Genomic DNA, 26769 nt, shown 5'->3' with positions numbered 1-26769 from the left:
GGCTTTTAAATGTGGACTTACGGTATTTAGTATTGCTATGATTTCGTTCATGGTCAGTTTGGGTGCGAATGCTCTGTTAGAAGCGGTATTCTACCTTCTCTGACCTTTCTCCTTTCTCCTTTCTCCTCCTCCTTCCTCCGATATCTATAAATTACTCATACCAATTGGCGAAGGTATTGTTAAGCGCTTCTCGGCTTATTTCTATAAGTGATTAATGAGTGTGATCAATCTCACCGTCATGTTCGGTTTTGAGTGTGGCACACTAGGAGAAGCCGTTGATTATGTTTAAGAGGATTTTTTAATTCAGCCTATTTGATATAAGTGTCTGTGTCGGGTTACGGCTAGCGCCTAATCCGATCTATAAAAATTATTAGCATTTTTTGTGATAAAAAGTGCCAACTATTTTTGGACTTCTATGGCAAACACCTATGCTTTTTTTTGCTGATTATTGCATAAGCCTAAAACTCAATGCAATTATTATATTGCAATTATAGAAAAATATTTTATACATTAATACAGGTGCTACATTGCAGTTTTTGCAACTTTCCCTAATGATTCGAATAACATCGATTCTAAATATTTTGAGTATAAATCAGGCTAAGTTACATTAAATGCTATTATTTTTGGTAAATTAAGGCTTAATAAAATGCAAGATAATCCCGCTTTTGTCGATCAATTTAGTAGTTATGTATACTCTGAGCGGTCATGTTTACGGAGTATAGGCAAGTCGATACCAGGCTTATTGATCTTAATGCTATGTATGGCTGCCTGTGCAGACTCAAAAGTCTATCAATGGCAGGATGCAAAAGGCAGTGAGCATTTTTCTGATCGATTTAATCCTGATGCAACAGTTGTTAATATAAAATCGGGTTATGAATTTTACAGTGTTAAAACAGTTTATGATGGCGATACCGTTGAGCTGGAGGATGGGAGGAAAATTCGTTTTTTGGGAATCAATACGCCGGAAATTCAACATAGGAATAATCCGGCTGAGGCAGGTGGAGAAGAAGCCAAAGCCTGGCTGCTTGACAAGCTTAAAAATACTAAAGTTCGACTGGAATTTGATGTTGAGAAAACCGATAAATACGGAAGAACTTTAGCGTATTTGTTTACCGAAAAAAAAGAGCATATTAATTTGTCTTTGGTTAAAGCAGGTCTTGCAACGGTTAGTATTTACCCGCCTAATTTGCGTTATGTTAATGAGTTGGTTGCCGCCGGAAATACCGCGGAGCAGGATAAAGCGGGTCTTTGGCAGCGACTGGAGTATGCCGCAATACCGGTTGGCAGTCTTACCGAGGCAGGATATCATGGTTGGACGCGACTGGTAGGCAAGGTTGTCAGTATTCGCAATACTTCAAAGTCTGTTTACCTGATTTTCCCCAACCATTTTGAAGCGCGGATCGAACGCCAATGGCTGTTTTTATTTCCTGATGTTAATGAGTATGTTGGTAAAGCTGTTGAAGTCCGTGGTTGGCTGAGTAAAAACAAAAAACAATTTTCAGTATTAATTCGTCACCCCAGTGCGCTCAGACAAATAGACAGTAGGTAAGGATTCAGGCTTTTCAGTAGAACGGACAGAGGTATTGATTCTTATCCGTACAGTCAAGATATGTTTTTATATCACATTGATTTATAAGATATGTCATAATAAAAACAGCAGTTGAAATAGTTATGCTAATTAACAAATGTAGAAATACCTTCAGATACCGGGATTTGAGTCATACTGATTATAATGACGGTGTCGCATTAATCCTTAAATTGAGGATGATAATAGTGAGATACTACAATCATCCGCTTATAAAAAACTATCTAATTTATTGTCGTGCAATCAAAACAGACTAAACACGCTTATACGTGGAACTCTATCTATCAAATTGCGTTGGAACATAAAAAAGCCCTGATTTACTCTCATTTCATCGCTATTTTGGCAACTATTGCCAGTGTTCCTGTACCGTTACTGATGCCGTTGTTGGTTGATGAAGTATTATTGAATAAACCAGGCGTGGCAATTGGCTTTATCAATCGATTATTTCCTACTGAATGGCAGCTTCCCATTCTTTATATTTCGGTTATTTTGATTGTCAGTTTAATACTAAGAATTATAGCCAGTATTTTTAACATCATTCAGGCCCGACACTTTTCTTGTATTTCCAAAGACATTATTTTTCGTATTCGTAAAAGCATGATCGGGCATTTACAAACCATATCCATGTCTGAATATGAGAGCCTTGGAACCGGTACGGTGGTTACTCATCTGGTTAAAGACCTTGATACGATTGATACGTTTATTGGTACCACTGTTAGTAAATTACTGGTGGCCAGTTTAACGATTCTCGGAACGGCGGTTATTTTACTGTGGATGCACTGGCAATTGGGCTTGTTTATTATGCTGTTAAATCCCGTAGTGATTTATTTCACGCGTGTGGTTGGTTCTCGCGTTAAAGATCTTAAATCCAGGGAAAATTCTGCTTACGAAGTTTTTCAACAATCGTTAACGGAAACACTGGAAGCTATTCATCAAATTCGTGCCAGTAACCGTGAGCACTATTATTGTGGTCAATTGATAGAGTCGGCCCGCTCGGTTAAGGAGTATTCAACCGCTTTTGCCTGGAAAAGTGATGCTGCATCGCGTTTAAGTTTTCTGGTGTTTTTGTTTGGCTTTGATATTTTCCGTGCCTGCGCCATGCTGATGGTTTTTTATTCTGATCTCAGTATTGGTCAAATGCTCGCGGTATTTGGCTATCTCTGGTTTATGATGGCACCTGTACAGGAAATTTTGGGTATTCAATATGCTTTTTATGCTGCGAAAGCGGCGTTGTCGCGTATCAACAGACTGAATGCATTGGAACAGGAGCCGCATTATCCTCATCTTGAAAATCCGTTTTTAAATAAAAAAACCGTCGCTATCAGTGTCAATAATCTACATTTTAGTTATGGAGAAGAAAAAATACTTAACGGTATACATTTAAAAATTAAAGCTGGAGAAAAGGTTGCTCTGGTTGGTGCCAGCGGCGGCGGCAAATCTACTTTGATACAAACGCTAATTGGTCTCTATTTACCCAGTGAAGGCCAAATTTGCTTTGACGGCGTTCCTATTGAGCGCATAGGTTTAGAGATTGTCAGAGAGAATGTGGTTACCGTCCTACAACACCCGGTTTTATTTAATGATACTATTCGCGCCAATCTGACTTTGGGTAAACCCGCCAGTGACGCTGTATTATGGAATGCACTGGCTATTGCACAATTAGAAGATGCGGTTAAAGATCTGGCAAGCGGTTTGGATACTATCGTTGGCAGGCTTGGTATGCGGCTTTCTGGTGGTCAACGGCAAAGAATGGCCATTGCCCGTATGATTGTTGCCAATCCTAAAGTCGTGATATTGGATGAAGCAACTTCTGCACTGGATAGCGAAACCGAGCATAAATTACATCAAGCGTTGGCTACTTTTTTAAAGGGCCGAACCACTCTTATTATTGCTCATCGTTTAAGTGCTGTTAAACAGGCTGATCATGTTTACGTTTTTGAACAGGGGATAATTTGTGAACAAGGACGTCATGAAACATTAATTAATAATAAGGGTCTTTATGCCAAACTTTATGGCGAATACCAATAAAGCAGATATCGGGTAAAAGGTGAGAAATAATTTCCTTGAGCCTTTCACCTTTTACGCGGAACCGAACTTATGACCGAACTTTACGATTTACATTGCCACTCAAATGCCTCTGACGGCACCTTGTCACCAACAGAATTAGTGCTACGTGCACATCAGCAGGGCGTTACCTCACTGGCCTTAACCGATCACGATACCACTGCCGGGCTTCCTGAAGCGCAGTTGTGTGCCGAGGCAACCGGCATCAAGTTAATTCCCGGGATTGAACTTTCTACCAATTGGCAAGATAAATGTTTCCATATAGTCGGGTTGGGTATTGATCCGGCTTATCTGCCTTTGTCTGAAGCTACCCATAATTTACAGAGTACCCGTCTTGAGCGAGCTGAAAAAATTGCTTTAAAATTGGAGAAAAAACGCATTCCGGGTGCATTTGAGGCCGTCAAAAAAGCTGCTGGTGAAGGTATGATTACCCGCACCCATTTTGCCGATTTTCTGCTGTCACAAAACCATGTATCAACACAGCAAGAAGCCTTTGATCGTTATTTGGGAAAAGGTAAAGCGGCTTATGTCTCAACTTCCTGGGCTGAGTTGGAGTTGGCAATTAGTTGGATTACCGGAGCCGGTGGTGTTGCCGTACTGGCACATCCTTTACGTTATAAGCTGACCGCTAATTGGATGAAACGCTTGCTGACTGTTTTTAAGGATGCTGGCGGTCAGGGCATAGAAGTTATCACCAGCCGTATTAATGCTGATGAAATCCGCATGGCAGCGGCTTATGCAACACGTTTTGAGCTGGCCGGATCAATGGGCTCCGACTTTCATAATGTAAGTAATCAATGGGTGGAATTAGGCAGGCTTGCGCCTTTACCACAGAACATCAAGCCGGTATGGGAATTACTCGGTTAGACTTATCGTTGGCCAGCATTTTCGCTAAAAATACCCTTTATTTTAGTTATAGACTTTCAGATAAATAATTTCGATGCTAACGGATACCATCCCTTCAAGGGATGTTATCCATACGGGCTCAAAATTTAATGTAATGGAAATTTAATTTCTGAAAGACTATAGAAGAATTATCAGGTTGATTTTCTCTGCCCAAAGTTTGCGGCATTAAGGTTAATGCAGCAACCACTGATATGGATTTTTAGATAAATAATTTCCATGTTGACAGATACCATCCCTTGAAGGGATGTTATCTGTGTGAACTTATCGCAATATAAATTGGAAGTTTAATTTCTGAAATTCTATAGATATCTCTATAGTCAACGTTATTCCACCCGATTCAAATTCGGTTCATCCTGTATAATTTCGTGCCATAGCCGGAATTATCCGATGACACCTCAGACTTACACAATATGGGTATTATAAGAAAACTTGCCTCTCAAACGGCCATCTACGGTATTAGCAGTATCTTTGGCCGATTCCTTAATTACCTGTTGGTTCCTCTGTATACCTATTACTTCTCTGCCGCAGAATACGGCGTGGTATCAGAGTTTTATGCTTATGCCGGATTCTTTTCCGTTTTACTTTTATTTGGTTTTGAGACCGGCTATTTTCGTTTTCGCGATAAGGCGCATTCAGGCAAAGATGTTGCTTATTCAACAGCGCTAATTTTTGTTGTTCTGGTTAATGTGGGTTTTTTCCTGACCATTCTGCTCATTAATTCAAAGCTTTCATCAGCCCTGAATTACGCCAATCATCCCGAGTATGTGTTGTGTTTTACCTTAATATTAACTCTGGATGCGATTGCCTCTATTCCATTTGCCAGATTACGGGCAGAAGACCGGGCTTTTCGCTTTGCCGGGATCAAGGTAACAGAGATAATCATCACCGTATTGCTTAGTTTGTTTTTTATTATTTATTGCCCGAAGGTTTACGCAGAAAATCCACAATCATGGGTAGTCAGTGTTTACAATCCTGCTATTGGTATCGGCTATATTTTTATTGCCAACCTGATAGCCAGTGTCTTCAAGTTTGTGTTGCTTGCACCTCAATTAAAAGGTTTGGCCTGGGGTTTTGATCGAGAGTTGTTCGGTAGAATGGTTCGCTATTCGTTACCGATGGTGGTGATTGGTTTTGCCGGGATTATCAATGAAATGCTTGATCGTGCCTTGCTAAAGTACTTGCTGCCTTATGACGCGCTGACCAATATGAAAATGCTCGGTATTTATAGCGCCTGTTACAAGCTGTCTATTTTGATGTCTTTGTTTATTCAGGCGTTCCGGTATGCCGCCGAGCCGTTTTTCTTTGCTTATTCAGGAAACAGCGATGCGCGTATCGTTTACGCAAAAGTACTTAAGTTTTTTGTGATCTTTTGTGTGTTCATCTTTTTATTGGTGACGCTGTTTATCGATTTCTTTAAGTATTTTCTTGGCGATGAGTTCCGTGCGGGTCTTGAGGTTGTACCAATTTTATTACTGGCTAATTTATTTTTGGGTATCTATGTTAATTTATCGATTTGGTACAAACTGACTGACCGTACCTTGATGGGAGCTTTTGTTTCTTTATCCGGTGCCGCGTTAACGATTGTGCTTAATATTTGGTGGATACCCTTGCTCGGTTATGTGGGTTCAGCATGGGCGACATTGGCATGTTATGCCAGTATGGCGATGGTGTCTTATTTACTGGGGAGGCGCTATTATCCGGTGGCTTATGATGTTAAGCGGGTGCTTGGTTATATAGCGTTGGGTGTTGGTTTATATTTTGCACGGGTGCAGTTGCCGGTAGGCGCTGGCTGGCAACAACCCTGGTTGTTGTCCATTGAATTGATGGCGATTTATCTTCTGATGACCCTGCTTTTTGAGCGCCGGCAGTTGGTAGTTATGGTTAAACGTTAACGGTTGTCATACTATTGACTCTGTTGTGAATTAAAATGTGGAGTTTTATTTTTAAGTCATCATCGATAGATTATGCGAAATAACCTGCAAGTACGCGCTCGTTTTATCGGCGGCCTGATTTTACTGTTGCTGGGAGCCTGGGTTTTACACAGTTTTCTTACGTTGCTGGTTTGGGCAGTGGTGCTGGCAATTGCCAGTTGGCCAGTTTACCAACGGCTAGTGGCTTCTAATGATCGACATGGAAAAATGACGTGGGTTGCTGTCGCACTTACCTTGCTCATGGGTGCGGTTATTTTGGCACCATTAGGTTATGGCTTGAGCCGGTTGCTACAGGAAGCGCAAATACTCGGTCAACTGTTGACTGATGCGAAAAACCAGGGCATTTCCCCGCCTGTGTGGCTGGAAACCATGCCAATAATGGGCCATTGGGCAAAAGAGTATTGGATGAATGTGTTGGGTAGTGCCGAAGCTGCCAATGAATCATTGCACTGGTTAAGTACAGGCAAGGCCGTCACTTATACCAAAGACTTTGCCAGCCAGTTGGTACATCGATTTTTTGGATTTTTGACCATTCTTCTGGTGCTGCTTTTTGTTTATCAACATGGCGATAGTCTGGGACGTCAGGTTTTAGCCAGTAGCCGCAAGCTGTTTGGAGAAAAAGGTTTTCGTTATACGTTGCATGCCACAATTGCCGTGCGTGCAACAGTTAATGGCATGATGTTGATCGGTCTGGGTAAGGGCTTGTTGATGGGAGTTGGTTATGCGTTGGTCGGTTTAAGTAATCCGGCGATATTGGGTGCATTAACGGGGATTTTTGCCATGATTCCCTACGCAGCCAAATTGATCTTTGGTACCTGTGCGTTGGTACTGGTGGCTCAAGGGCAGATGGCTGAAGGTGGTGCGCTGTTTGCATACGGCATGATTCTGACTTTGGTAGCCGACCATTATATTCGCCCTGCATTAATTGGTGGAGCGGTCAAATTGCCTTTTATCTGGACGCTGTTGGGGATTTTTGGCGGTATGGAGACCTTTGGTTTACTGGGTTTGTTTTTAGGGCCTACCCTGATGGCTGTGTTGATGTCGATTTGGCGCGACTGGATTGATGATATTAACAATCCGTAAAAATTATCTGGTTTAAGAAGTTAATCAAGACTCTTTTGCTTATTTCTTAGGATAACAAGTAATATGGGGTTAATAATCGGCTTAAATGATTACGTCTGATAGACGATCCAAGTCGAATATCCTTTTGTACTCAAGGACACCTTACGATGCCGTCTATTAGCAAACCCTCTTTTATTGCACCTAATCTTTCCCGTAGACGGTTTATTCAGGGCCTGGCTGCTTTAGGGGTCTTGCCGTGTTTCAACTTGGCTCAAGCAAAGCTGACAACCCAGACACAAGTGCTTGCAGGTACTGAATTTAACCTTACCATAGCAGAAACAGCGGTTAACTTTACCGGAGCGCCACGGATGGCAACCACCGTTAATGGCTCGGTTCCTGCGCCGACACTACGCTGGCGGGAAGGTGATACGGTAACGATTCATGTTACGAATCATCTTGCCGAGGAAACCTCAATTCATTGGCACGGTATCATTTTGCCTTATCAAATGGACGGTGTGCCGGGTATCAGCTTTAAAGGTATCGCTCCCGGAGAAACCTTTAGCTATCACTTCAAAGTTCAGCAATCAGGTACTTACTGGTATCACTCACATTCCGGTATGCAGGAACAGACAGGGTTATATGGCACAATTATCATTGATCCGGCTGGTATCGAACCGATTCAGGCTGATTGTGACTATGTGGTGCAGTTATCCGATTGGACTGACGAAGATCCGCTAACGGTTTTTGCCAAGCTCAAAAAGCAAAGTGATTACTACAATTTTAACCAGCACACGGCGGTTGATTTTTTTAATGATGCAGTCGGCGAGGGTCTGCTTGACGCTATCCAAAAGCGCCATATGTGGAATATGATGCGCATGAATATGACCGACTTGGCGGACATTTCTGCCTATACCTATACTTACCTGATGAATGGCAACACCTCTGCTAGTAACTGGACGGGGCTATTTCGTCCGGGCGAGAGAGTGCGACTACGCTTTATTAACTCGGCTGCGCAGACACTTTTTGATATTCGCATTCCCGGACTTAAAATGCTGGTGGTTCAGGCTGACGGGCAGAACGTTGAGCCTGTTTCGGTGGATGAATTTCGCATCGGTCTTGCCGAAACCTATGATGTTATTTTGATGCCAAAAGAAGGGGCTTATACAATCTTTGCCCAGACTATGGATCGTACCGGCTATGCTCGCGGTACTCTGGCGACAGGTGCAGGCATGACGGCGGTAGTACCTGCGCTGGACAAGGCAGTTGCTCTTTCTATGACGGACATGATGGGTGACATGGGTATGGATGCGATGGATCACAGCGGTCATACCAATATGGCAATGGAAGGCAAGAATGTCCGTGTACACCATGCCAGCTCTGAATATGGCCCCAGTGTTGACATGCGTGTGGATACGCCACGCAGTAACCTTGATGATCCTGGTATCGGCTTAAGAAACAATGGTCGCCGGGTATTGACTTATGCCGATTTGCACAGTGTTGGAGGGTCGCGAGATCCGAGGAAACCCGCGCGTGAAATTGAGCTTCATCTCACCGGTAATATGAAGCGCTATAGTTGGTCATTGGATGGACTTGAGTTTGGCAAATCTACGCCGGTACATTTTCGTTATGGTGAACGACTGCGCGTGATTTTTGTTAATGACACGATGATGTCACATCCCATGCATTTACACGGGATGTGGCTTGATCTGGAAAGCCCGGATGGTAGTTTTCAGGTTCGTAAGCACACTATTATCGTGCAGCCGGCGCAACGGGTGTCTTTTCTTGTTACGGCAGACGCTTTGGGGCGCTGGGCAATGCACTGTCATCTGTTTTATCACATGCATGCCGGCATGATGCGTGAAGTGGTTGTAGCTTGAGCAGGATGCAATCAAACCCGCGTAATCGGAAAGTGAAACCAGGGAATGACCAATGAGCTATAGAATCAATTTGATTGTCAGCTTGATGGTTCTCAACGTATCTTCATGTTGGGCGCAAGAAAATCCGGTTATCGTTGATCACAGTCATCATTCTGTCGTTACCAACAGTGAAAAATCTAATAAAAAATCCATGACGGCTCCGGTAGTCAAAGCCGGGGGCATGGAAAACATGCCAGGAATGGATCATAGTAAAATGGATCACAGCAAAATGGATCATGGTTCCATGCCTGGTATGGATCAAAATGATCCTGCCAATACCGGGCATGACATGAACCACGGTGCTACAAGTTCTGTACAAGCAGTCGACATGAGCAGTATGAATCATGGTGATGCTAAATCCCTGTCCATGCAGGGAGGCTTTGCACCATCGGATGCTCGTGATCCACACGTCTATTCAGAGGGTTATGATTTTGGATCAATGTCACATCCACAGATGGGCGATGAAGATATGCTTGCTTCGCTTCTGGTTGATCGGCTTGAAAGTGTAACGACTCAAGGCAGCACCTCAATGACTTATGATTGGCAGGCCTGGTTTGGTCAAACCTATAACCGAGCGCTTATCAGAGCCGAAGGTGACATTGAGGCTGGCACGTTTAAGGATTCGCGCAATGAGCTGCTTTGGGCTCATGCAGTTACGGCTTATTGGGATACGCAACTGGGCGTGCGTTATGATAGCGGCAAAGGCACTGACCGGGGTTGGCTTGCTTTTGGTGTTCAGGGATTAGCACCTTACTGGTTATATGTGGAAGCAACGGGTTATGTTAATGAGCGGGGGAGAGTTGCATTCCGGCTTGAAACAGAATACGATTTATTGCTAACGCAAAAACTCATTATGCAGCCACGTATGGAGATGAATTTTTACAGCCAAAGAGATTATACACGAGCTGTCAGTAGTGGCTTATCTGATTTTAACGGAGGAGTGCGTCTGCGTTACGAGATTCGGCGTGAGATTGCTCCTTACATCGGTGTTGAATGGGCTGGCAAGTTCGGGTCAGCGGCTGATTATATGCGGACTACCGGAGATGTTCCGCAAGGCACACGATTTGTCGCCGGAGCCCGTTTTTGGTTTTAGGAGGCTGTTTTGCAACTTTGTGGAATATGCTTCTTTAATTACTGAGAGCATTCTGTTTGGCTCAATAGCGCTTCAATTTACGAATAAATGGTTATGAAGGCAGTAAAAAGCTAAATAACAGGCAATAAAAAGCCCGCATTAAGCGGGCACATTGAGTTTTATTATTTTTATTATTTAATTGTCGCTGTTTCAGCGCAACTCAACCCAGTAGTGTTACTCTTTTATTATTATTGATGCGCCCCGAAAGGCTTCTTTCCCCCCTCTTTTAACTGGTAGTTAAACCAGCTTAGCCCCGTAAAGCTGGCGTATTTTATATCCAATAAATTACCAGCGTCTACAAAAAAACCAGGTTTTTCCGGAAAAAAATAGTATTTTTTAAAATGGTTAACAAATACAGTGTGTTATGGTATTTTAGTGGTTTCTAATAAATAAAATTACAGGCAACGAGTGCTTTCTACTGACGCTACATATATTCTATCGCTTACCGGTTAAGTCTTGATTCTTGTTCTTGTCTTAAGAAAAAGTGGAGGCGTTCACTCAGTATTGAAGATAGCTGAAAATTGAGTCCTTTTGATTCTTGCGCCAGTCTTATCTGCAGAATCGCATCTTGGGTTCCCCCCATTGCATAGTAGTATTCGGCAAGATAGCGATGAGATTCAGCAGGTTGATTCAAGTTACTATAGACTTGTGCCAATAATTCCCAATAAACAGGTGTTTTTTGCATTACAGGACTTAATGATAATAAATTTTGTCGGGCCAGTTCTGTTTTATCGGTTTTTAATAACGCATTTATGTATTCAAGTTTAATGGCTGTATTATTCGGAAATTGTTCAGTCAGCTTTTGATAGCGATTAGCCGCTGTTGTGTAATTGTGAGCATCCAGAGCAGTGCGTGCAAGAGCGGTAGGATATTGAGGTTGCTCGGGATATTGCTTGGTTAAAGCTTGAAAAATACTTTCAGCTTCTTTATATTTTTCTTCTTTAAGTGCAACTAAGCCCATGCCATATTGAGTAACAGTTTGCTGCTCTTTTGTTCCTTGCAGTAATTTTGATTGAAAATATTTTTTTACGGCAGCGGTATCAGTCGTTGTTAAAACCCGAATTTTTGCTTTGGTTAATTGATAGCCCAGAGAATCAGGATATTGTTTATAAGGGTAATTTTCGGCGCGTCCACGAGTGTCGGAAATACGCGATGCAGTCACGGGATGAGTCCGTAAAAATTCGGGAGTTGCCTGTCCGTAATAACGGGTTGCTTGTTGTAAGCGTTCAAAAAATATTGGCATACTACGAGGATCAAAACGAGATCCTGCGAGGGTTTGCATACCGACACGGTCGGCTTCTGCTTCATTTTCGCGGGTGAAATTAATTTGAAACTGTACGTTACCTGCCATAATGGCCATGATAGCGGCTTGTCCCATGGCCGGTGATTGTGTCCCTAATAGAATAGCCGCCAATGTTGCTGCGGCTGTAGGAATGGATAAGCGACCAGCCGCTTCTGCTGCACGGAATAAATGTCGTTGGGTTACGTGAGAAATTTCGTGCGCCATTACCGAGGCTAATTCACCTTCTGATTCGGTCATTAGAATGAGTCCTGAATTAACGCCAATATAGCCGCCCGGGCCTGCAAAAGCGTTGATATCATTTTCCATAACAACAAAGAAATGGAACGGGTGTCCAGGTGCATCGCTATTGGCAACCAGTTTTTGACCAATTGACTGAATATATTCCTGAATCTCGGCATCCTGATTGATGGTGATCTGCGAGTGCAAGCTTCTGAAAAATGCTTCGCCAAATTCTTTTTCTTCGGCAGGCGAAATCAGTGTGCCAGAGGAATCACCCATATCCGGTAAGTTGATCTTATCAGTCTCAACGGCTTGTTGCGGCACAGTGAAGTTATCGGGATTTATGATGATAGGTTGCCCGGTAGTTTGCCGTGGAGCAGGGAAGCCATTGGGGGTTACTATGACCTGTTGCTCAACAGCCTGCTGTGGCGGTGGGAAGAGGGTAAGGCTTAGTGCCAGGGTAATAGCAGAAGGTTTAAACATGGGGTCTCAGGGTTACGATAATAGAGTCACTAAATCAGCATGGGATTAGTTAGCTGCAATAGAATATCAGCTATTCATTATAAAACATCTCAAATAAATATAACCCAAGAAAATAGCCATTTAAAATGAAATTTGCCGTTCAAGTTAATACCAGTCCGTATCAATCAAATAGCGGGCATAGTGCCTATCAGTTCATTGAAGCTGCTTTGTTACAGGGCCATGAAGTGTTCAGGGTGTTTTTTTATCATGATGGGGTTTATCAGGCTTTTAAACATACAACGCCGCCTGATGATGAGCTTCAATTTACTGCACAATGGAGTGAGTTGGCGCGGCGCTATCCGGTTGATTTAGTGATTTGTATTTCGGCTGCTCAAAGGCGCGGGTTATTGGGGATGGATGAAGCCAGGCGACAGGGCAAGCAGGATAATGATTTGGCCGATGGTTTTCGGATTTCCGGTTTGGGGCAGTTGGTGGAAGCCACACTTGAAGCTGATCGATTTATTGTTTTTGGGTAAGTATTGATGAAAAGCTATTTATTTGTTTTACGCAAACCTGCACATAGTGGCGCTTATGTTCAAGAAATGCTGGACATTATTTTGATCACAGCGGCTTTTGATCAAAAGGTCAGTATTTTATTGCTGGATGATGGCGTGTTTCAAATAAAAAAAGGCCAGTATCCTGAGAAAATCGGCATGAAAGATACTTCTGCAATTTTTAACGCTCTGGAAATTTATGATGTTAACGATATTTACACCGAAGTCGAATCTTTACAGGAACGTGGTTTAACGTGTAGCGATTTGTGTTTGCCTGTTCAGACGCTTTATAGAAAAGATATTGCCGGATTAATGAAACGTTTTGACATTGTCTTTCCCGGGTAACGCACATTTTTAATGTGCGTTCCGGAAAATTATCAAAAAATTTTATTCAGTCAGTTGTGCAGGCTTGTCCTGATTGACAAAGATCAATTGGTTTGTTGCAAAACCCAATTGTTTGGCTTTTTCAATCAACCTGTCCAAGGTCGCTTTGTGCAGGTGCTTGGTGCGTGATAATATCCAAAAATAGGATCTATCAGGGCCGGTAATCATTGAATAGGCATAGTCTTTTTTATCCAGGTCAATAATATTATAGCCACCATAGAATGGACCGAAGAAAGAGACTTTTAGGCGGCCTTTGTCAGGTTGTTCGACAAAATAAGCCTTGCCTTCGACCTGCTCCCACTTACCTTCAGCTTCGTTCCAGCCTTTGTTAATCACCTTAACACCGCCATCTGCCCTTGGTGAGTAAGTTGCCGAAATGTTATTCAAGCCTCTTTCAAAACGGTGATCGAGTCTGGCTATCTCGTACCAAGGGCCCATATAACGGTTAGCTTCAAAGCCATCGACCACTGTTATGCCTTCCGGAATTCCGGTACAGCCTGATGATAAAGCGCTTATTAAGGTAAATAAAACAAACAGTTTTTTCATGATTTTAAAGTTGATTGGAAATTAATGATAAAGAGGAAATTATAATGCCGAAATGAGTAATCAACTTAACCTTAATCTGGCTAAAATCTTGCCGGTTGAAACTGTATCGTTATTCTGACTATTGGTCAGGTGATGTATGAATACTGTTTTTTTTTATACTCGCCATTGCGCCAAACAGGATATGCGATAGTCCGGTATAAAGAAAAAATAAAGGAAAGTTTTCATCAATTTCTACCGTATTGATTTCACCATAAAATTCCATGGACCCAATCATCAAAATCAGGAAGAATCCTATAATAGTCATTATCTGAAAATTTTTCCTACAAAAACAATACACTAAAATAACCATCTCAGTGATTGCCAAATAGATCATTATCATGCGTAAATTATTATCCAGTGCACCATAAAGATCCTCATTAAATTCAAAAATAGAGTTGCTTCCCGGTACTGAAAAAATACCACCTGCTATCAACAAGATAACTGAAATATAGAAATTGATTTCGATGAGAAATTTAATCCCTTGTATACCTTTATATGCCATATTATTCATCTACTTTACCGATGATTAAACACAAAAAAAGACCCTCTCTTAGACAGAGCGAGAGGGTTATAGAGGAGGACGGTGAGTACGCTGTTTAATTCATTAAGCGGATTAAACAACTTAGGGATGTGCATCAAACAACATGACTGTTTTATTTCTCTTGTGCCCGGATAATACCGGGGACGGGTTGCTATTCAAGTTGTTTGTGACTGTTCCTTATACAAATTCAGGGTATCTTGCCAGGCTTCAAGTGTTGTTAAAAGAGCAAAAAACTTATGTCTAACTTACCTGCCAAAAGCTACTTTGTCAAACTATAGTTGTACAATACATGTACAGTGTTAATATTGTGCAAAATCGGTAGGTTGCTATGCAACCAGGCTATCGACAGCCTGCTGACTGTTGGAAATTATTCACTGGTTTATTGGTGACTTTAGTGTCAATATTAAAAAATGTTTAAACTCAATCTTCAAGTTTTTAATTCTTGATTTCGGAGAATTCAGCGATAACAAGCATTAGGCGCAGGCTGGAATAAGACCACCCAAGCCTGTCCTGAGCTTGTCGAAGGGCGTAGCGTGTGGTGGCGTTTCCAGCGCACTCGTACAGCTAGCCGGAAACGCTTGTTCCGCTTACGCTTGAAAAGCCTTATTCCGGCCTACAGATTTTCAGATAAATAATTTCGATGCTAACCGATACCATCCCTTCAAGGGATGGTATCTGTATGAGCTTACAGCGATATGAATTGGAAGTTTAATTTCTGAAAGTCTATACATCTAATTAGTCGTTGTGTTGTTGTAGGTTATCCAGGATCTATAAAGTCAAAGTAAGAAAACTTGAAGATTGAGTTAAAGCTTCCCTATTGTTGTATGTTTAATGTGTATAAGGACAGTATGATGAAAATATTGATTACCGGCGGTACCGGCTTTATTGGTCGTGCATTGACGCAAAATCTGGCTAACCAAGGTTATGAGGTGACCGTTTTAAGTCGTAACCCTGACACAGTAGAAAAAATCTGTGGCTTCGGTATTAAGGCACTGGATAGTCTCGATAAACTTAAGCCTGAAGATACGTATCCGGTTATTATCAATCTTGCCGGAGCGCCTATTTTTGATGTTCGCTGGAGCGATGCCCGTAAACAAGTTATTCGTGATAGTCGAATCAATCTGACTAAACAACTGGTTGCGTGTATGGCCATTATGACTGTTAAGCCAACGCTTTTAATCAGTGGCTCTGCTATCGGTTATTATGGCGAGCACGGTGATACGGTGTTAACCGAACAATCAGTAACTCATACCGATTTTTCCGGGCAGCTTTGTGCGGATTGGGAAGCTGAAGCGAAAAAAGCCGAACTATTAGGTGTCAGAGTTTGCATAATAAGAACCGGCTTGGTGCTTGGTGATGGCGGCGGACTACTGCAACGCATGTTATTACCTTTTCGTCTGGGCTTGGGTGGACGCTTGGGCAATGGACAGCAATGGATGTCCTGGATTCATCGGGACGACTGGATCGCTATTGCCAATGCCATGATAACGAATACATCCATGCAAGGTGCGTATAACGCAACAGCGCCTAATCCGGTGACTAATAGTGAGTTTACCCAAGCCTTGGCGCATGGCTTAAAGCGTCCTGCATTACTTCCCGTTCCGGCGTGTTTGTTAAAGCCTTTGTTGGGTGAAATGTCAGCACTGGTATTAGGTAGTCAGCGGGTATTGCCGGAACGCTTGTTAGCTGAAGGCTTCAAGTTTCAATACAACGATCTTTCCAGTGCTTTAACAGAGGTACTTAGTCAGTCATGAATAAACAGAAAAGCCGACAAATAAATCCCGAAAAGTTGCTGTTAAGCAAGTGGACTGCCGTGCAACCGGCCAATAAAGAGAAGCATTTTTTAGTAACACGGCTTGACAGGGATGAGCAGGAGATAGTCGTTGCTTGTGTGCTGGAAGCTGTTATTAATCATCGTGAAATTGAACTGGACTGGCAACTATTGAAAGACGCATCCAGTTGGTTACCGGGGTGGCTCTGACTGTTTTAGGGAGTTGCCAAAGTAAAACATCTTTGTAGAATTGCTCTTTACATAAAACCTAAATAACAATGTGATAGCGTTATTTAGGTATTTTTATAGGGATTTAATTGTATCTTGCTGGCGTTATATTTTAAAAATCAGAAAATATATAACGGTAATTGGTCGACTTATAAGCTGTGGAGTGCTAGATTTGTCGAGATTGATGATAACTATAATAATATTTGGAGGATAGTATGTTTAAAATTCGTTCGCTGGTGATTGCACTGGCGTTAACAGGTTCGATTTCAGTGGCTTCGGCTTGGGAAGCATTGCCTAAAGTAGCACCGGCACCGTCTGATAACCCCACAACCGAAGAAAAGGTTGAGCTGGGCAAAATGTTATACCATGACCCGCGTTTGTCTTCTACCGGCACGGTTTCTTGTGCTTCCTGCCATAACACCATGTTGGGTGGTGAAGATAACAGACCCAATTCGATGGGAGTTAATGGCCAGACTGGTGGTCGTAGTTCACCAACGGTATGGAACTCTGCGTTTAATGCCGTACAGTTTTGGGACGGACGAGCGGCCACTCTTGAAGCTCAAGCTGCAGGTCCGGTGACCAATCCTATTGAAATGGGTATGAAAAACTGGGATGACGTGGTTGTTCGCTTAAAATCCATTGAAGGTTATCAGGTTGCCTTTGAGCAAGCTTTTGGTAAAGACGCCATTTCTCAAGACAATGCAACCAAAGCCATTGCCGCTTATGAAAGAACCTTGATTACGCCTAATAGTCCTTATGATAAATACGTTTCCGGTGATAAATCAGCATTAACGGAGCAACAAGTGCGAGGAATGAACAAGGTTGCTGAACTGGGTTGTACCAGTTGTCATAGTGGCCCGGCGTTTAATGGCCCTGGAATGTTCCAGCCATTTCCTGTACATAGCAATAGCTTTTATGCAGCAAAGTACCATTTCAAAGATGATAAAGGTTTGGCGGAAGTGACCAAAAAAGCAGACGATGAACATTTGTGGAAGGTGCCTACTTTGCGCAACATCGCCTTGACTGCACCTTATTTTCACAATGGTGCGGCTAAAACTCTTGATGAAGCCGTAACCGTTATGGGCAAAACGCAGTTGGATAAAGACTTGTCCAAAGAAGAAATTGCCGACATTGTCGCGTTTCTTAATGGTTTGACAGGTGAGTTTCCCAAGCAAACAATGCCGGTTTTGCCACCTACACCCGGTAAGTCGTTCAATTAATAATACGGTAGAGACGCGACACTCGCGTCTCTACTCATTTTATTCAATAAGGCGCAACCCGCCTTAAATATCCTTAGCCAATTTTTCAGCATAACCCGTGTAATTACGCGGCGTTAATTTCAGCAAATCAGCTTTGGCGTCAGCCGGTATTTCCAGTTTTTCAATAAACGCCTGTAGTTGTTCTGGTGTAATGCGCTGGCCACGAGTTAGTTCTTTAAGTTTTTCGTAGGGTTTTTCGATACCATAACGACGCATCACGGTTTGTATCGGTTCTGCCAGTACTTCCCAGTTAGCATCAAGATCCGCTTCAATCGCATCGACATTAATTTGTAATTTTGAAATACCCTTTAAACTGGCTTGTATGGCGATGCTCGTGTGAGCGATGCCGACACCGATATTTCTTAGTACTGTAGAATCGGTTAAGTCACGTTGCCACCGTGATACTGGCAATTTTTCTGCCAAAAAAGTAAACAGGGCATTAGCAATGCCTAAGTTACCTTCCGAATTTTCAAAATCAATCGGATTGACTTTATGTGGCATAGTGGATGAGCCAACTTCACCGGCAATGGTATTTTGTTTGAAATAGCCCAAGGAAATATACCCCCAGATGTCCCGGTCAAAATCCAGCAGAATGGTATTGAAGCGTGACAGGGCATGGAAAAATTCGGCAATATAATCATGCGGTTCAATCTGGATGGTGTACGGATTTAATTGTAATCCTAAGGATTCGACAAAGTGTTGGGCAAATTCAGCCCAGTCAACATCAGGATAAGCTACACAATGCGCATTATAATTGCCCACTGCGCCATTTACTTTGCCTAATAAAGCAACGGCAGCCAGTTGATCTTTTTGGCGTGACATACGGGCGGCAACGTTGGCAAATTCTTTACCGACGGTAGTTGGGGTTGCAGATTGTCCGTGGGTACGTGACAGCATGGGTTGATCGGCAGTTTCCAAGGCCAGTTTCTTAAGGGCATTTATGCAGTCACTGATTTGTGACATGATAATTTCACGGCCTTCTTTCAGCATTAATGCGTAAGACAGATTATTGATATCTTCTGACGTGCAGGCAAAATGAATAAACTCACTGACCTGTTCCAGTTCAGCGCAGCCGGTAATTTTTTCTTTTAACAAATATTCAACGGCTTTAACATCGTGATTGGTAGTTTTTTCTATATCTTTAACGCGCTGCGCATCAATTTGAGAAAAATCACTGACGATACTGTTTAACAATTCTGTTGCAGAATCGCTGAATGGACTGACTTCAGTAATCAGCGGATGTTTTGCCAAAGCTTGCAGCCAGCGCACTTCGACTAATACCCGAAAACGAATCAGGCCGTATTCGCTGAATACAGGGCGTAGTTTCTCAACTTTGTCGGCATAGCGACCGTCGATAGGAGATATTGCGGTTAAGGCAAAGTTAGTCATGGGTAATTATCCTGATGCTGTTATGAGGTATTTTAGGTGATATTCTGCATAATTCGGGTCTATCTATTTCCGGATATCGCCTTAATTTGTATTGTATTTGGATTCAATAATCCCGCCGCCCCAGCAAACTTCGCCGTCATAAAAAACGACAGATTGTCCGGGTGTAATGGCTCTTTGAGGTTGATCAAAACTTACTTTGACGCGATCGTTTGCCAGTGGTTCGACTTGGCAAGCCTGATCTGCCTGTCGGTAACGGGTTTTGGCGGTACAGCGTAGCGGTTCTGTTAAGGGTTTATTACTACACCAATCCAGTTGACCGGCTTCCAGCGTGTTATGCAACATGAGTGGATGATCATGGCCCTGGCCGACGATTAATATATTATTTTCCAGATCCTTATCGAGTACATACCACGGTTCATCAGGGGCATTTTTAACACCGCCTATGCCCATGCCTTGGCGTTGTCCAAAGGTGTAATACATTAAGCCGGAATGTTTGCCAATGTACTGGCCTTCAGGCGTGCGCATTTCACCTGGTTGGGTCGGTAGATAACGCTGAAGAAACTCGGTAAATTTACGTTCACCGATAAAACAGATGCCGGTACTGTCTTTTTTACGGCTATTGGCAAAACCTGCCTTGTCTGCCAATAACCGAATTTCGGGCTTGTGCAGGTGACCGATGGGAAACAGGGTTTTTGACAAGGCCTTTTGTCCCAGCGTATAAAGAAAATAGCTTTGCTCTTTATTAGGATCCAGCCCTTTTAACAAGAAAAACTCATCCTTGTGGTCATTACTTCGGCTTGGTGAGCTTGCAACACGGGCATAATGGCCTGTAGCGATGTATTCTGCGCCCAGATCTTCAATGGCATAATTAAGAAAGGCTTTAAATTTTACGTGTTTGTTACACAGAATATCCGGATTTGGTGTCCGTCCGGCCTTAAATTCAGACAAGAACACTTCAAAGACTTCATCCCAGTATTCGGCGGCAAAATTGACGGTTTTAAGCTCTATACCCAGTTTATCGCAGACTTGTTGTGCATCGGCAAGGTCTTCCATGGCGGTACAATATTCTGTGCCGTCATCTTCTTCCCAGTTTTTCATGAATAAACCGGTGACTTGATGCCCCTGTTCTTGTAATAGCAAGGCAGTTACCGAAGAGTCAACACCACCAGACATACCAACGATTATATTTTTACTCATGATCAAGATCGAGAAATGATTGTATTAGTGATAAAGGATAAAGGTGTCCATTCAGGTATTCGTCTACACTAATAAGGACCAAAGGACTGCGTAAGCGATGTTGTTGGGCGGCAATTTCGTCACGCGTGAGCCAGTGTGTTGCGACTATGCCTTCATCCAGTTGTTGATCCGGGTTGTGGCTATGGCAGCGACCCGAAAAACAAACCCTGATAAAGGTGGGTAACTCAGGATTTTTACGCCAAAGTTGGACGGAAATAAGATGTTCCGGCTCGAAATGCCAGGCTGTTTCCTCGTTGACTTCGCGCTTGACAGCGGCAATCAGGTCTTCGTTCTTTTCAAAATGTCCGGCAGGTTGATTAAACTGTAGTCCGCGAGGCGTTTCTTCTTCAACGAGTAAAAATCGATTATCTCGTTCGATAACGGCTGCAACGGTAACGCGTGGTTTCCAAACCATTGATAATTTCCGACTTTGATAAAAATTAACATGTTACTAGATATTAGGAACTTATGTTGGTAAAAAAGGTTTTACAGGGTAAAGTTAAAGCGTGGATGTAAGTATGGGTCTGGTGTTTTATAATTTGTATGATTTAATTTGTTATGTGCAAAAGCTTGTATATATTAATATTGACACCATATTGAACCCTTAAAGTAATATATTATTTGATGATTTGGTTATTATGCCCGATTTTGATCCGTTAAAATATAATGAGGACGACTTGGTTGTTCAGGAAGCCAAGCCCAAGTTAAAAAGACCGCCGCTATACAAAGTTATTTTGTTAAATGATGATTTTACGCCCATGGATTTTGTCATTGATGTTTTGATGGGATTTTTTGCCATGACCGAACAAAAAGCAACACAGGTTATGCTGCAAATACATACTCAGGGGGTAGGTGTATGTGGAACTTATTCTAAAGATGTTGCTGAAACTAAAGTATATATAGTCAACGATTATTCACGGGAACATCAGCATCCGTTGATGTGTTCGATGGAAGAAGTGTAAATTTGGAGCGTTTATGTTAAGCAAAGAACTTGAAGTTACGTTAAATACCGCCTTTAAAAACGCGCATGATAAACGTCACGAATTTATCACAGTTGAGCATTTATTACTGGCATTGCTCGATAACAGTTCTGCTGAAGCCATCATGAAGGCTTGTGGATGCGATATTAACACGCTACGCGTGCAATTGAGCCAATTTATTGATGAGACCATGTCATTGATTCCTTTGGGAGTTCAGCGCGAGACTCAGCCTACTTTAGGATTTCAAAGGGTATTACAGCGGGCTGTTTTTCATGTTCAGGCTTCTGATAAAAAGGAAGTGACCGGTGGGAATTTATTTGTCGCTTTATTTAGCGAGCAGGATTCTCATGCGGTTTATTTATTAAATAAACAGGATATATCACGTCTGGATGTTGTTAATTATTTGGCGCACGGCATTTCAAAAACCGATCAGGATAACGAGTCTCCAAGTGACTCAGCATCTGAAGCAAGTGATACTGATGCCGGCAGTCCTTTAGATAAATATACTACCAATCTTAATGAAGAGGCCCGGCAGGGTCGTATTGATCCATTAATTGGCCGAGAGCTTGAGATTGAAAGAACGATTCAAACGCTTTGCCGAAGGCGTAAAAACAATCCTTTATTGGTTGGCGAGGCAGGTGTTGGTAAAACAGCGATTGCTGAAGGCTTGGCAAAAAGAATAGTTGAAGAAAATGTACCTGAGATTTTGCAAAATAGTGTGATCTATTCGCTTGATTTGGGGGCACTGGTTGCCGGTACGAAATATCGGGGTGATTTTGAGAAGCGGCTTAAGTCTTTAATGAATCAGCTCAAAAAAGAACCGGATTCCATTTTGTTTATTGATGAAATTCATACCATTATAGGGGCAGGTTCCGCTTCCGGTGGGGTTATGGATGCTTCCAATTTGATTAAGCCCGTACTTGCTTCCGGTCAATTGCGTTGTATTGGCTCGACAACTTATCAGGAATATCGCGGGGTTTTTGAGAAAGATCATGCCTTGGCTCGTCGATTCCAGAAAGTTGATGTACTGGAACCTTCAGTTGAAGATACTATTCTGATATTAAAAGGTCTTAAGTCGCGTTTTGAAGAGCATCATAACGTTAAGTATACGGCTGAAGCTTTGCGTGTAGCGGCAGAATTGTCGGATCGGTATATTACCGATCGACATTTGCCGGATAAAGCCATTGATGTTATTGATGAGGCGGGTGCAAAACAGCGGATGACAGAAGAAGCTAATCGCAAGCAGGAAATTGGTGTTGCCGAAATAGAAGACATTGTTTCAAAAATTGCCAGAATACCGGCGCGATCAGTGTCTTCCAATGACATAGACAAGCTGGCCAATCTGGAAAAAAATCTGAAAATGCTGGTTTTTGGTCAAGATGAAGCAATTTCAGCATTGGCTTCTGCGATAAAATTATCGCGTGCAGGTCTTCGGGATACTCAAAAGACCATTGGCTCATTTATTTTTGCAGGGCCTACCGGAGTTGGTAAAACAGAAGTGACTCGTCAGCTTGCTAAAGTACTAGGCGTTGAGCTGATTCGTTTTGATATGTCTGAATATATGGAGCGTCATACTGTTTCCAGGTTGATAGGGGCGCCCCCAGGTTATGTGGGGTTTGATCAAGGCGGGTTACTAACCGAACAGGTTGCCAAGCATCCTCATGCCGTGTTATTGCTTGATGAATTGGAAAAAGCACATCCTGATGTTTTTAATCTGTTATTACAAGTTATGGATCATGGATCATTGACTGACAATAACGGGCGTAAAGCTGATTTTCGTAACATTATATTGGTAATGACCACCAATGCCGGAGCGGAGGAGGGCAGTCGTGCTTCTATAGGTTTTACTCAGCAGGATCATGCAACCGACAGTTTGAAAGTGATAGAAAAAGGCTTTTCGCCTGAATTTCGAAATCGCCTTGATGCCATTATCCAATTTAAACCGTTGGATATTTCAATTGTCGGGCATGTCGTTGATAAGTTTATCTTTGAATTAGAGGCCTTACTTGCCGATAAGCATGTAACGATAACGTTAGATGCTGAAGCCCGTCTGTGGTTGGCCGAACATGGTTGTGATCCAAAAATGGGGGCAAGACCAATGGCGCGATTAATTCAGGAGAAAATCAAGAAACCTCTGGCTAATGACTTGCTGTTTGGCAAGCTCGCGCACGGTGGTCATGTCAGAATTTATGTGGAAAATGATGAAATGGCTTTTGCTATAGAAAGCAATGAATTGGTTGTTTCTGAAACTGATTTTTAATAGAGCGGTTCAGTGAAATAAGAAAGCTTGCGCGCTGCCCCATGGTATTAATGGGGTTAGCGCATACGGAAAGTGATGCGACCTTTACTTAAATCGTAAGGTGTCATTTCAACTTTAACGCTATCACCGGTGAGAATGCGAATATAATGTTTGCGCATTTTTCCGGAAATATGGGCAGTCACAACGTGACCGTTTTCCAGTTCGACGCGAAACATGGTATTGGGAAGGGTATCGATTACCTTGCCTTCCATTTCAATTTGATCTTCTTTAGCCATTTGTATTTAGTCCCAGCAATTAAAATAACGCATTATAACATAAGCTGATTTCTAACAACATAAGAGTGTGGATATTTGTTTTTTTAAACAGTCATTTCATGCCATTGATTGTCAATTAACAGCTGCATCGGTTGATAATCACTTTTATAAGCCATTTTTTTACAGGCTTTTATCCAAAATCCCAGATATAAAAATTCTTTTTGTTGCAGGATTACTTGCTCAATTTGCCATAAAACGGCAAAAACACCGAGACTGTGGTCAGAAAATTTGGGCTCAAAAAAAGTATAAACTGCTGACCATGCTTGGTCAAACTGATCAACAACAGCAATACCTGCCAGTTCATTATTGATAGAAAACTCGATAAATCGCGTATCGCACCACGAACTACCAAGAAAATTAATGTATTCATCAGGGCTGACATTAGCCATCGATCCTTCGTTATGCCTGGCAGTCTGATAGCGCAAGTACATGTCATAATGTGCTTGTTCAAAAATAGCGGGCTTGACGGTGACTTGAGTAGCAATGTTCTTGTGCAGGCAGCGTTTTTGACTTCTGCCGGGTTTAAATTTTTTGACCGGTAGCCTTACCGGAATGCAGGCAGAGCAATGAGAACAATGCGGTGCATAAACTTCATCGCCACTGCGACGAAAACCTTGTGCTATTAGCTGAGCATAAATTGATGGCGTTAACGGGTAGGATGGATGGACAAAAACTGATTGAGCCTGTTCGCCATCAAGATAACTACACGGATGTTGCTGGCTAAGAAATAACGGAATGGATGTCATTTTAAGTGCCAGGCTGATGGGTCGGCAGGACTATCACAATATTTATTGAGTAACTTTATAAAATTACTACGGTCACAATTTATTGCACCAAAACTTGCTAAATGTGTTGTGTGTACCTGGCAATCAATTAATTGATAATCCCAGGCTTTGAGCTGTTCAACCAGGCTGGCAAAAACTACTTTTGAGGCATCTGTTTTGGTATGAAACATGGATTCGCCAAAAAAAACACGTCCTATGGCAACACCGTACAAACCACCAACTAATTCACCGTCCAGCCAGGCTTCTGCAGAATGGGCAAAACCGCTTCTATGAAGCTCAATATAAGCTTGTTCTATATCCTCTGTTATCCAGGTGCCTGCACTTTCCTGTCTAGGTTGTGCACAGGCAGCAATAACTTCGCTAAAAGCCTGGTCAAAGGTTACTGAAAAAATATTTTTACGTAGCGTTTTTCGCAGGCTTCGAGAAACAATTAATTTATCCGGAAATAAAACCAATCTGGGGTCAGGTGACCACCACAGAATAGGTTCGTCCAGGTTATACCAAGGGAAAATTCCGTGCCGATAAGCATTTAACAAACGTTTTTCTGACAAGCAACCGCCAATCGCAAGTAACCCGTCCGGTTCGCGCAGAGCTTTATTTAAGGCAGGAAAATCCTGCTCTGGTTTATCAGGGTCAAGAACAGTTAGTTGCATATTTTTAGAAGTTTAAAGTAAGAAGGCGCAAGGATTAAGTTCAAAGTGCAAACACTTGCACCTTGCGCCTTTTACCTTGAATCTGCCTAAACTAATTCATCAAGAAATTTTTCTGCATCCAGTGCTGCCATACAGCCTGCGCCAGCTGAAGTAATTGCTTGTTTGTAAACAGAATCCATCACATCACCTGCTGCAAAAACGCCTTCCACGCTGGTTGCCGTAGCATTTCCGGTAATGCCGCTTTTAACTTTGATGTAGCCGTGATCCATGTCCAGTTGACCTTCAAAAATCCCGGTATTAGGCGTATGTCCAATGGCAATAAAAACACCATGTACATCCAGATCTTTGGTTGAGTTATCAAGGGTGTTTTTGATTCTGATACCGGTAACGCCCATGTCATCGCCAAGTACTTCATCCAGAGAGGAATTCCATTCAATAACGACATTTCCGTTTTTTGATTTTTCAATCAATTTATCAGACAGAATTTTTTCAGAACGAAACTTGTCGCGGCGATGAACAACGGTGACTGTTGAAGCAATATTAGCCAAGTAAAGCGCCTCTTCGACGGCTGTATTGCCACCACCAATAACAGCTACCGGTTTATTGCGGTAGAAAAATCCATCACAAGTTGCACAAGCAGAAACGCCTCGGCCTTTAAATGCTTCTTCAGACTCCAGGCCTAAATAGCGAGCTGATGCACCGGTCGCAATAATGAGCGCATCACAGGTATAAGTGCCTGAATCACCGGTTAATGTAAAGGGCCTGGCCGATAAATCAGCAGTATGGATATGATCAAAAATAATCTCTGTTTCAAAGCGTTCTGCATGCAGACGCATTCTTTCCATGAGATCAGGGCCTTGCAAGCCTTCAACGTCACCTGGCCAGTTATCAACTTCTGTGGTGGTAGTTAATTGACCACCTTGTTGCATGCCGGTGATGATTACAGGCTTTAGGTTGGCACGTGCGGCATAAATAGCAGCGGTGTAACCTGCAGGGCCGGAGCCCAGAATTAAAAGACGACAATGTTTAGGGTTATTCATAAAAAATCTCTACAGGAGCCATGTTGGGTTAAATGTAAAAAAGTATGCCGGTGAAATCAGGTTTCGTAAATATTATTGTGTGTACTCGATGTTCAAGTTTTTAAACTCTTTACATTCTTATTTTTGGCAAATCATCCAGCAGCACGGTACTGTAGCGAAGCAGTCGGTTCCAGTCGGCCTAAATCTCTACCAACCATATGCTTGCCGGAA

At 42.4% G+C, this 26769-nt stretch carries 24 protein-coding genes; 14 read left to right on the top strand and 10 right to left on the bottom strand.

Annotated features, from left to right (window positions below; all coding sequences use genetic code 11):
• Positions 1-646 precede the first annotated feature (646 nt).
• The 7 genes from N7974_RS17110 to N7974_RS17080 all read left to right on the top strand — a co-directional run bounded on the left by N7974_RS17110 (position 647) and on the right by N7974_RS17080 (position 10557).
• The gene (locus tag N7974_RS17110; RefSeq protein ID WP_317451621.1) at positions 647-1549 is read left to right on the top strand and encodes a thermonuclease family protein; all 903 of its coding nucleotides are present in this window, start codon (positions 647-649) and stop codon (positions 1547-1549) included.
• A gap of 273 nt (positions 1550-1822) precedes the next feature.
• Positions 1823-3613: an ABC transporter ATP-binding protein gene (locus N7974_RS17105; protein ID WP_262966788.1), complete on the top strand. Its 1791-nt coding sequence runs from the start codon at positions 1823-1825 to the stop codon at positions 3611-3613.
• A 69-nt stretch (positions 3614-3682) separates the two neighbouring features.
• Positions 3683-4516, top strand: a complete 834-nt coding sequence (locus N7974_RS17100) for a PHP domain-containing protein (RefSeq protein WP_262966787.1) — start codon at positions 3683-3685, stop codon at positions 4514-4516.
• A gap of 449 nt (positions 4517-4965) precedes the next feature.
• Positions 4966-6447: a lipopolysaccharide biosynthesis protein gene (locus N7974_RS17095; protein WP_262966786.1), complete on the top strand. Its 1482-nt coding sequence runs from the start codon at positions 4966-4968 to the stop codon at positions 6445-6447.
• Between the two features lie 72 nt (positions 6448-6519).
• Complete coding sequence (locus N7974_RS17090) at positions 6520-7569, top strand: AI-2E family transporter (RefSeq protein ID WP_262966785.1); 1050 nt, start codon at positions 6520-6522, stop codon at positions 7567-7569.
• A 146-nt stretch (positions 7570-7715) separates the two neighbouring features.
• Positions 7716-9425: a copper resistance system multicopper oxidase gene (locus N7974_RS17085; RefSeq protein WP_262966784.1), complete on the top strand. Its 1710-nt coding sequence runs from the start codon at positions 7716-7718 to the stop codon at positions 9423-9425.
• Positions 9426-9477: 52 nt separating this feature from the next.
• A complete protein-coding gene (locus N7974_RS17080; protein ID WP_262966783.1) occupies positions 9478-10557 on the top strand; it encodes a copper resistance protein B in 1080 nt (359 codons plus the stop codon).
• Between the two features lie 481 nt (positions 10558-11038).
• On the opposite strand, the gene N7974_RS17075 is transcribed toward N7974_RS17080, so the two are convergent.
• A complete protein-coding gene (locus N7974_RS17075) occupies positions 11039-12601 on the bottom strand; it encodes a beta-barrel assembly-enhancing protease (protein ID WP_394813126.1) in 1563 nt (520 codons plus the stop codon).
• 125 nt (positions 12602-12726) lie between these two features.
• Here N7974_RS17075 and tusD point away from each other — a divergent pair, with 125 nt between their 5' ends.
• Complete coding sequence (gene tusD / locus N7974_RS17070; RefSeq protein WP_262966782.1) at positions 12727-13116, top strand: sulfurtransferase complex subunit TusD; 390 nt, start codon at positions 12727-12729, stop codon at positions 13114-13116.
• A 6-nt stretch (positions 13117-13122) separates the two neighbouring features.
• The gene (gene tusC / locus N7974_RS17065; RefSeq protein WP_262966781.1) at positions 13123-13479 is read left to right on the top strand and encodes a sulfurtransferase complex subunit TusC; all 357 of its coding nucleotides are present in this window, start codon (positions 13123-13125) and stop codon (positions 13477-13479) included.
• A 42-nt stretch (positions 13480-13521) separates the two neighbouring features.
• On the opposite strand, the gene N7974_RS17060 is transcribed toward tusC, so the two are convergent.
• Positions 13522-14064: a lipocalin family protein gene (locus tag N7974_RS17060; protein WP_262966780.1), complete on the bottom strand. Its 543-nt coding sequence runs from the start codon at positions 14062-14064 to the stop codon at positions 13522-13524.
• Positions 14065-14182: 118 nt separating this feature from the next.
• Complete coding sequence (locus N7974_RS17055; RefSeq protein ID WP_262966779.1) at positions 14183-14614, bottom strand: hypothetical protein; 432 nt, start codon at positions 14612-14614, stop codon at positions 14183-14185.
• A gap of 881 nt (positions 14615-15495) precedes the next feature.
• Between N7974_RS17055 and N7974_RS17050 the strand changes: the two genes are divergently transcribed.
• From N7974_RS17050 to N7974_RS17040, 3 genes are all read left to right on the top strand, one after another.
• Entirely contained in the window at positions 15496-16398 is a 903-nt protein-coding gene (locus N7974_RS17050) for a TIGR01777 family oxidoreductase (protein WP_262966789.1), read from the top strand.
• A complete protein-coding gene (locus N7974_RS17045; RefSeq protein WP_262966778.1) occupies positions 16395-16625 on the top strand; it encodes a TIGR02450 family Trp-rich protein in 231 nt (76 codons plus the stop codon). The genes N7974_RS17050 and N7974_RS17045 overlap by 4 nt, the downstream gene beginning before the upstream one ends.
• Before the next feature lie 233 nt (positions 16626-16858).
• Positions 16859-17863 (top strand): cytochrome-c peroxidase, encoded by a 1005-nt coding sequence (locus tag N7974_RS17040; RefSeq protein WP_262966777.1) that lies wholly within the window; start codon positions 16859-16861, stop codon positions 17861-17863.
• A 63-nt stretch (positions 17864-17926) separates the two neighbouring features.
• Here N7974_RS17040 and purB read toward each other — a convergent pair whose 3' ends face one another.
• From purB to N7974_RS17025, 3 genes are all read right to left on the bottom strand, one after another.
• Entirely contained in the window at positions 17927-19291 is a 1365-nt protein-coding gene (gene purB / locus N7974_RS17035) for an adenylosuccinate lyase (RefSeq protein ID WP_262966776.1), read from the bottom strand.
• Between the two features lie 81 nt (positions 19292-19372).
• Complete coding sequence (mnmA, locus tag N7974_RS17030; RefSeq protein ID WP_262966775.1) at positions 19373-20488, bottom strand: tRNA 2-thiouridine(34) synthase MnmA; 1116 nt, start codon at positions 20486-20488, stop codon at positions 19373-19375.
• Positions 20481-20942, bottom strand: coding sequence for an NUDIX hydrolase (locus N7974_RS17025; RefSeq protein WP_262966774.1), 462 nt, complete (start codon positions 20940-20942; stop codon positions 20481-20483). Before N7974_RS17025 ends, mnmA begins: the two co-directional genes overlap by 8 nt.
• A 223-nt stretch (positions 20943-21165) precedes the next feature.
• Here N7974_RS17025 and clpS point away from each other — a divergent pair, with 223 nt between their 5' ends.
• Together clpS and clpA are read left to right on the top strand one after the other, a co-directional pair.
• Positions 21166-21489, top strand: coding sequence for an ATP-dependent Clp protease adapter ClpS (gene clpS / locus N7974_RS17020; RefSeq protein WP_262966773.1), 324 nt, complete (start codon positions 21166-21168; stop codon positions 21487-21489).
• Between the two features lie 13 nt (positions 21490-21502).
• On the top strand, positions 21503-23767 hold the full coding sequence (clpA, locus tag N7974_RS17015; RefSeq protein WP_262966772.1) for an ATP-dependent Clp protease ATP-binding subunit ClpA: 2265 nt from the start codon (positions 21503-21505) through the stop codon (positions 23765-23767).
• A gap of 56 nt (positions 23768-23823) precedes the next feature.
• Here the strand turns inward: clpA and infA are convergent, their stop codons facing one another.
• The 4 genes from infA to trxB form a co-directional block, all read right to left on the bottom strand.
• Positions 23824-24042, bottom strand: a complete 219-nt coding sequence (gene infA / locus N7974_RS17010; protein ID WP_243219304.1) for a translation initiation factor IF-1 — start codon at positions 24040-24042, stop codon at positions 23824-23826.
• A gap of 83 nt (positions 24043-24125) precedes the next feature.
• Positions 24126-24827: an arginyltransferase gene (locus N7974_RS17005; RefSeq protein ID WP_262966771.1), complete on the bottom strand. Its 702-nt coding sequence runs from the start codon at positions 24825-24827 to the stop codon at positions 24126-24128.
• A complete protein-coding gene (aat, locus tag N7974_RS17000; RefSeq protein WP_262966770.1) occupies positions 24824-25519 on the bottom strand; it encodes a leucyl/phenylalanyl-tRNA--protein transferase in 696 nt (231 codons plus the stop codon). Before aat ends, N7974_RS17005 begins: the two co-directional genes overlap by 4 nt.
• Before the next feature lie 86 nt (positions 25520-25605).
• Positions 25606-26559 carry a thioredoxin-disulfide reductase gene (trxB, locus tag N7974_RS16995; RefSeq protein ID WP_243219298.1) on the bottom strand — a complete coding sequence of 318 codons (954 nt, stop codon included), beginning with the start codon at positions 26557-26559 and terminating at the stop codon, positions 25606-25608.
• Between the last annotated feature and the right edge of the window lie 210 nt (positions 26560-26769).

It is taken from the genome of Methylobacter psychrophilus (assembly GCF_025583945.1).
Classification (GTDB): Bacteria; Pseudomonadota; Gammaproteobacteria; order Methylococcales; family Methylomonadaceae; genus Methylobacter_C; species Methylobacter_C psychrophilus.
This window is presented reverse-complemented; position numbering and strand designations above follow the sequence as displayed.

What these genes read in the sequence shown, in the direction of transcription:
- N7974_RS17095 (WP_262966786.1), top strand. Translation starts at nt 4,966, where the DNA reads ATGGGTATTATAAGAAAACTTGCCTCTCAAACGGCCATCTACGGTATT.
- N7974_RS17040 (WP_262966777.1), top strand. Translation starts at nt 16,859, where the DNA reads ATGTTTAAAATTCGTTCGCTGGTGATTGCACTGGCGTTAACAGGTTCG.
- N7974_RS17050 (WP_262966789.1), top strand. Translation starts at nt 15,496, where the DNA reads ATGAAAATATTGATTACCGGCGGTACCGGCTTTATTGGTCGTGCATTG.
- N7974_RS17005 (WP_262966771.1), bottom strand. Translation starts at nt 24,827, where the DNA reads ATGACATCCATTCCGTTATTTCTTAGCCAGCAACATCCGTGTAGTTAT.
- N7974_RS17090 (WP_262966785.1), top strand. Translation starts at nt 6,520, where the DNA reads ATGCGAAATAACCTGCAAGTACGCGCTCGTTTTATCGGCGGCCTGATT.
- N7974_RS17075 (WP_394813126.1), bottom strand. Translation starts at nt 12,601, where the DNA reads ATGTTTAAACCTTCTGCTATTACCCTGGCACTAAGCCTTACCCTCTTC.
- tusD (WP_262966782.1), top strand. Translation starts at nt 12,727, where the DNA reads ATGAAATTTGCCGTTCAAGTTAATACCAGTCCGTATCAATCAAATAGC.
- aat (WP_262966770.1), bottom strand. Translation starts at nt 25,519, where the DNA reads ATGCAACTAACTGTTCTTGACCCTGATAAACCAGAGCAGGATTTTCCT.
- clpA (WP_262966772.1), top strand. Translation starts at nt 21,503, where the DNA reads ATGTTAAGCAAAGAACTTGAAGTTACGTTAAATACCGCCTTTAAAAAC.
- purB (WP_262966776.1), bottom strand. Translation starts at nt 19,291, where the DNA reads ATGACTAACTTTGCCTTAACCGCAATATCTCCTATCGACGGTCGCTAT.
- N7974_RS17055 (WP_262966779.1), bottom strand. Translation starts at nt 14,614, where the DNA reads ATGAATAATATGGCATATAAAGGTATACAAGGGATTAAATTTCTCATC.
- N7974_RS17100 (WP_262966787.1), top strand. Translation starts at nt 3,683, where the DNA reads ATGACCGAACTTTACGATTTACATTGCCACTCAAATGCCTCTGACGGC.
- N7974_RS17045 (WP_262966778.1), top strand. Translation starts at nt 16,395, where the DNA reads ATGAATAAACAGAAAAGCCGACAAATAAATCCCGAAAAGTTGCTGTTA.
- clpS (WP_262966773.1), top strand. Translation starts at nt 21,166, where the DNA reads ATGCCCGATTTTGATCCGTTAAAATATAATGAGGACGACTTGGTTGTT.
- N7974_RS17085 (WP_262966784.1), top strand. Translation starts at nt 7,716, where the DNA reads ATGCCGTCTATTAGCAAACCCTCTTTTATTGCACCTAATCTTTCCCGT.
- tusC (WP_262966781.1), top strand. Translation starts at nt 13,123, where the DNA reads ATGAAAAGCTATTTATTTGTTTTACGCAAACCTGCACATAGTGGCGCT.
- trxB (WP_243219298.1), bottom strand. Translation starts at nt 26,559, where the DNA reads ATGAATAACCCTAAACATTGTCGTCTTTTAATTCTGGGCTCCGGCCCT.
- N7974_RS17025 (WP_262966774.1), bottom strand. Translation starts at nt 20,942, where the DNA reads ATGGTTTGGAAACCACGCGTTACCGTTGCAGCCGTTATCGAACGAGAT.
- infA (WP_243219304.1), bottom strand. Translation starts at nt 24,042, where the DNA reads ATGGCTAAAGAAGATCAAATTGAAATGGAAGGCAAGGTAATCGATACC.
- N7974_RS17110 (WP_317451621.1), top strand. Translation starts at nt 647, where the DNA reads ATGCAAGATAATCCCGCTTTTGTCGATCAATTTAGTAGTTATGTATAC.
- N7974_RS17060 (WP_262966780.1), bottom strand. Translation starts at nt 14,064, where the DNA reads ATGAAAAAACTGTTTGTTTTATTTACCTTAATAAGCGCTTTATCATCA.
- N7974_RS17080 (WP_262966783.1), top strand. Translation starts at nt 9,478, where the DNA reads ATGAGCTATAGAATCAATTTGATTGTCAGCTTGATGGTTCTCAACGTA.
- mnmA (WP_262966775.1), bottom strand. Translation starts at nt 20,488, where the DNA reads ATGAGTAAAAATATAATCGTTGGTATGTCTGGTGGTGTTGACTCTTCG.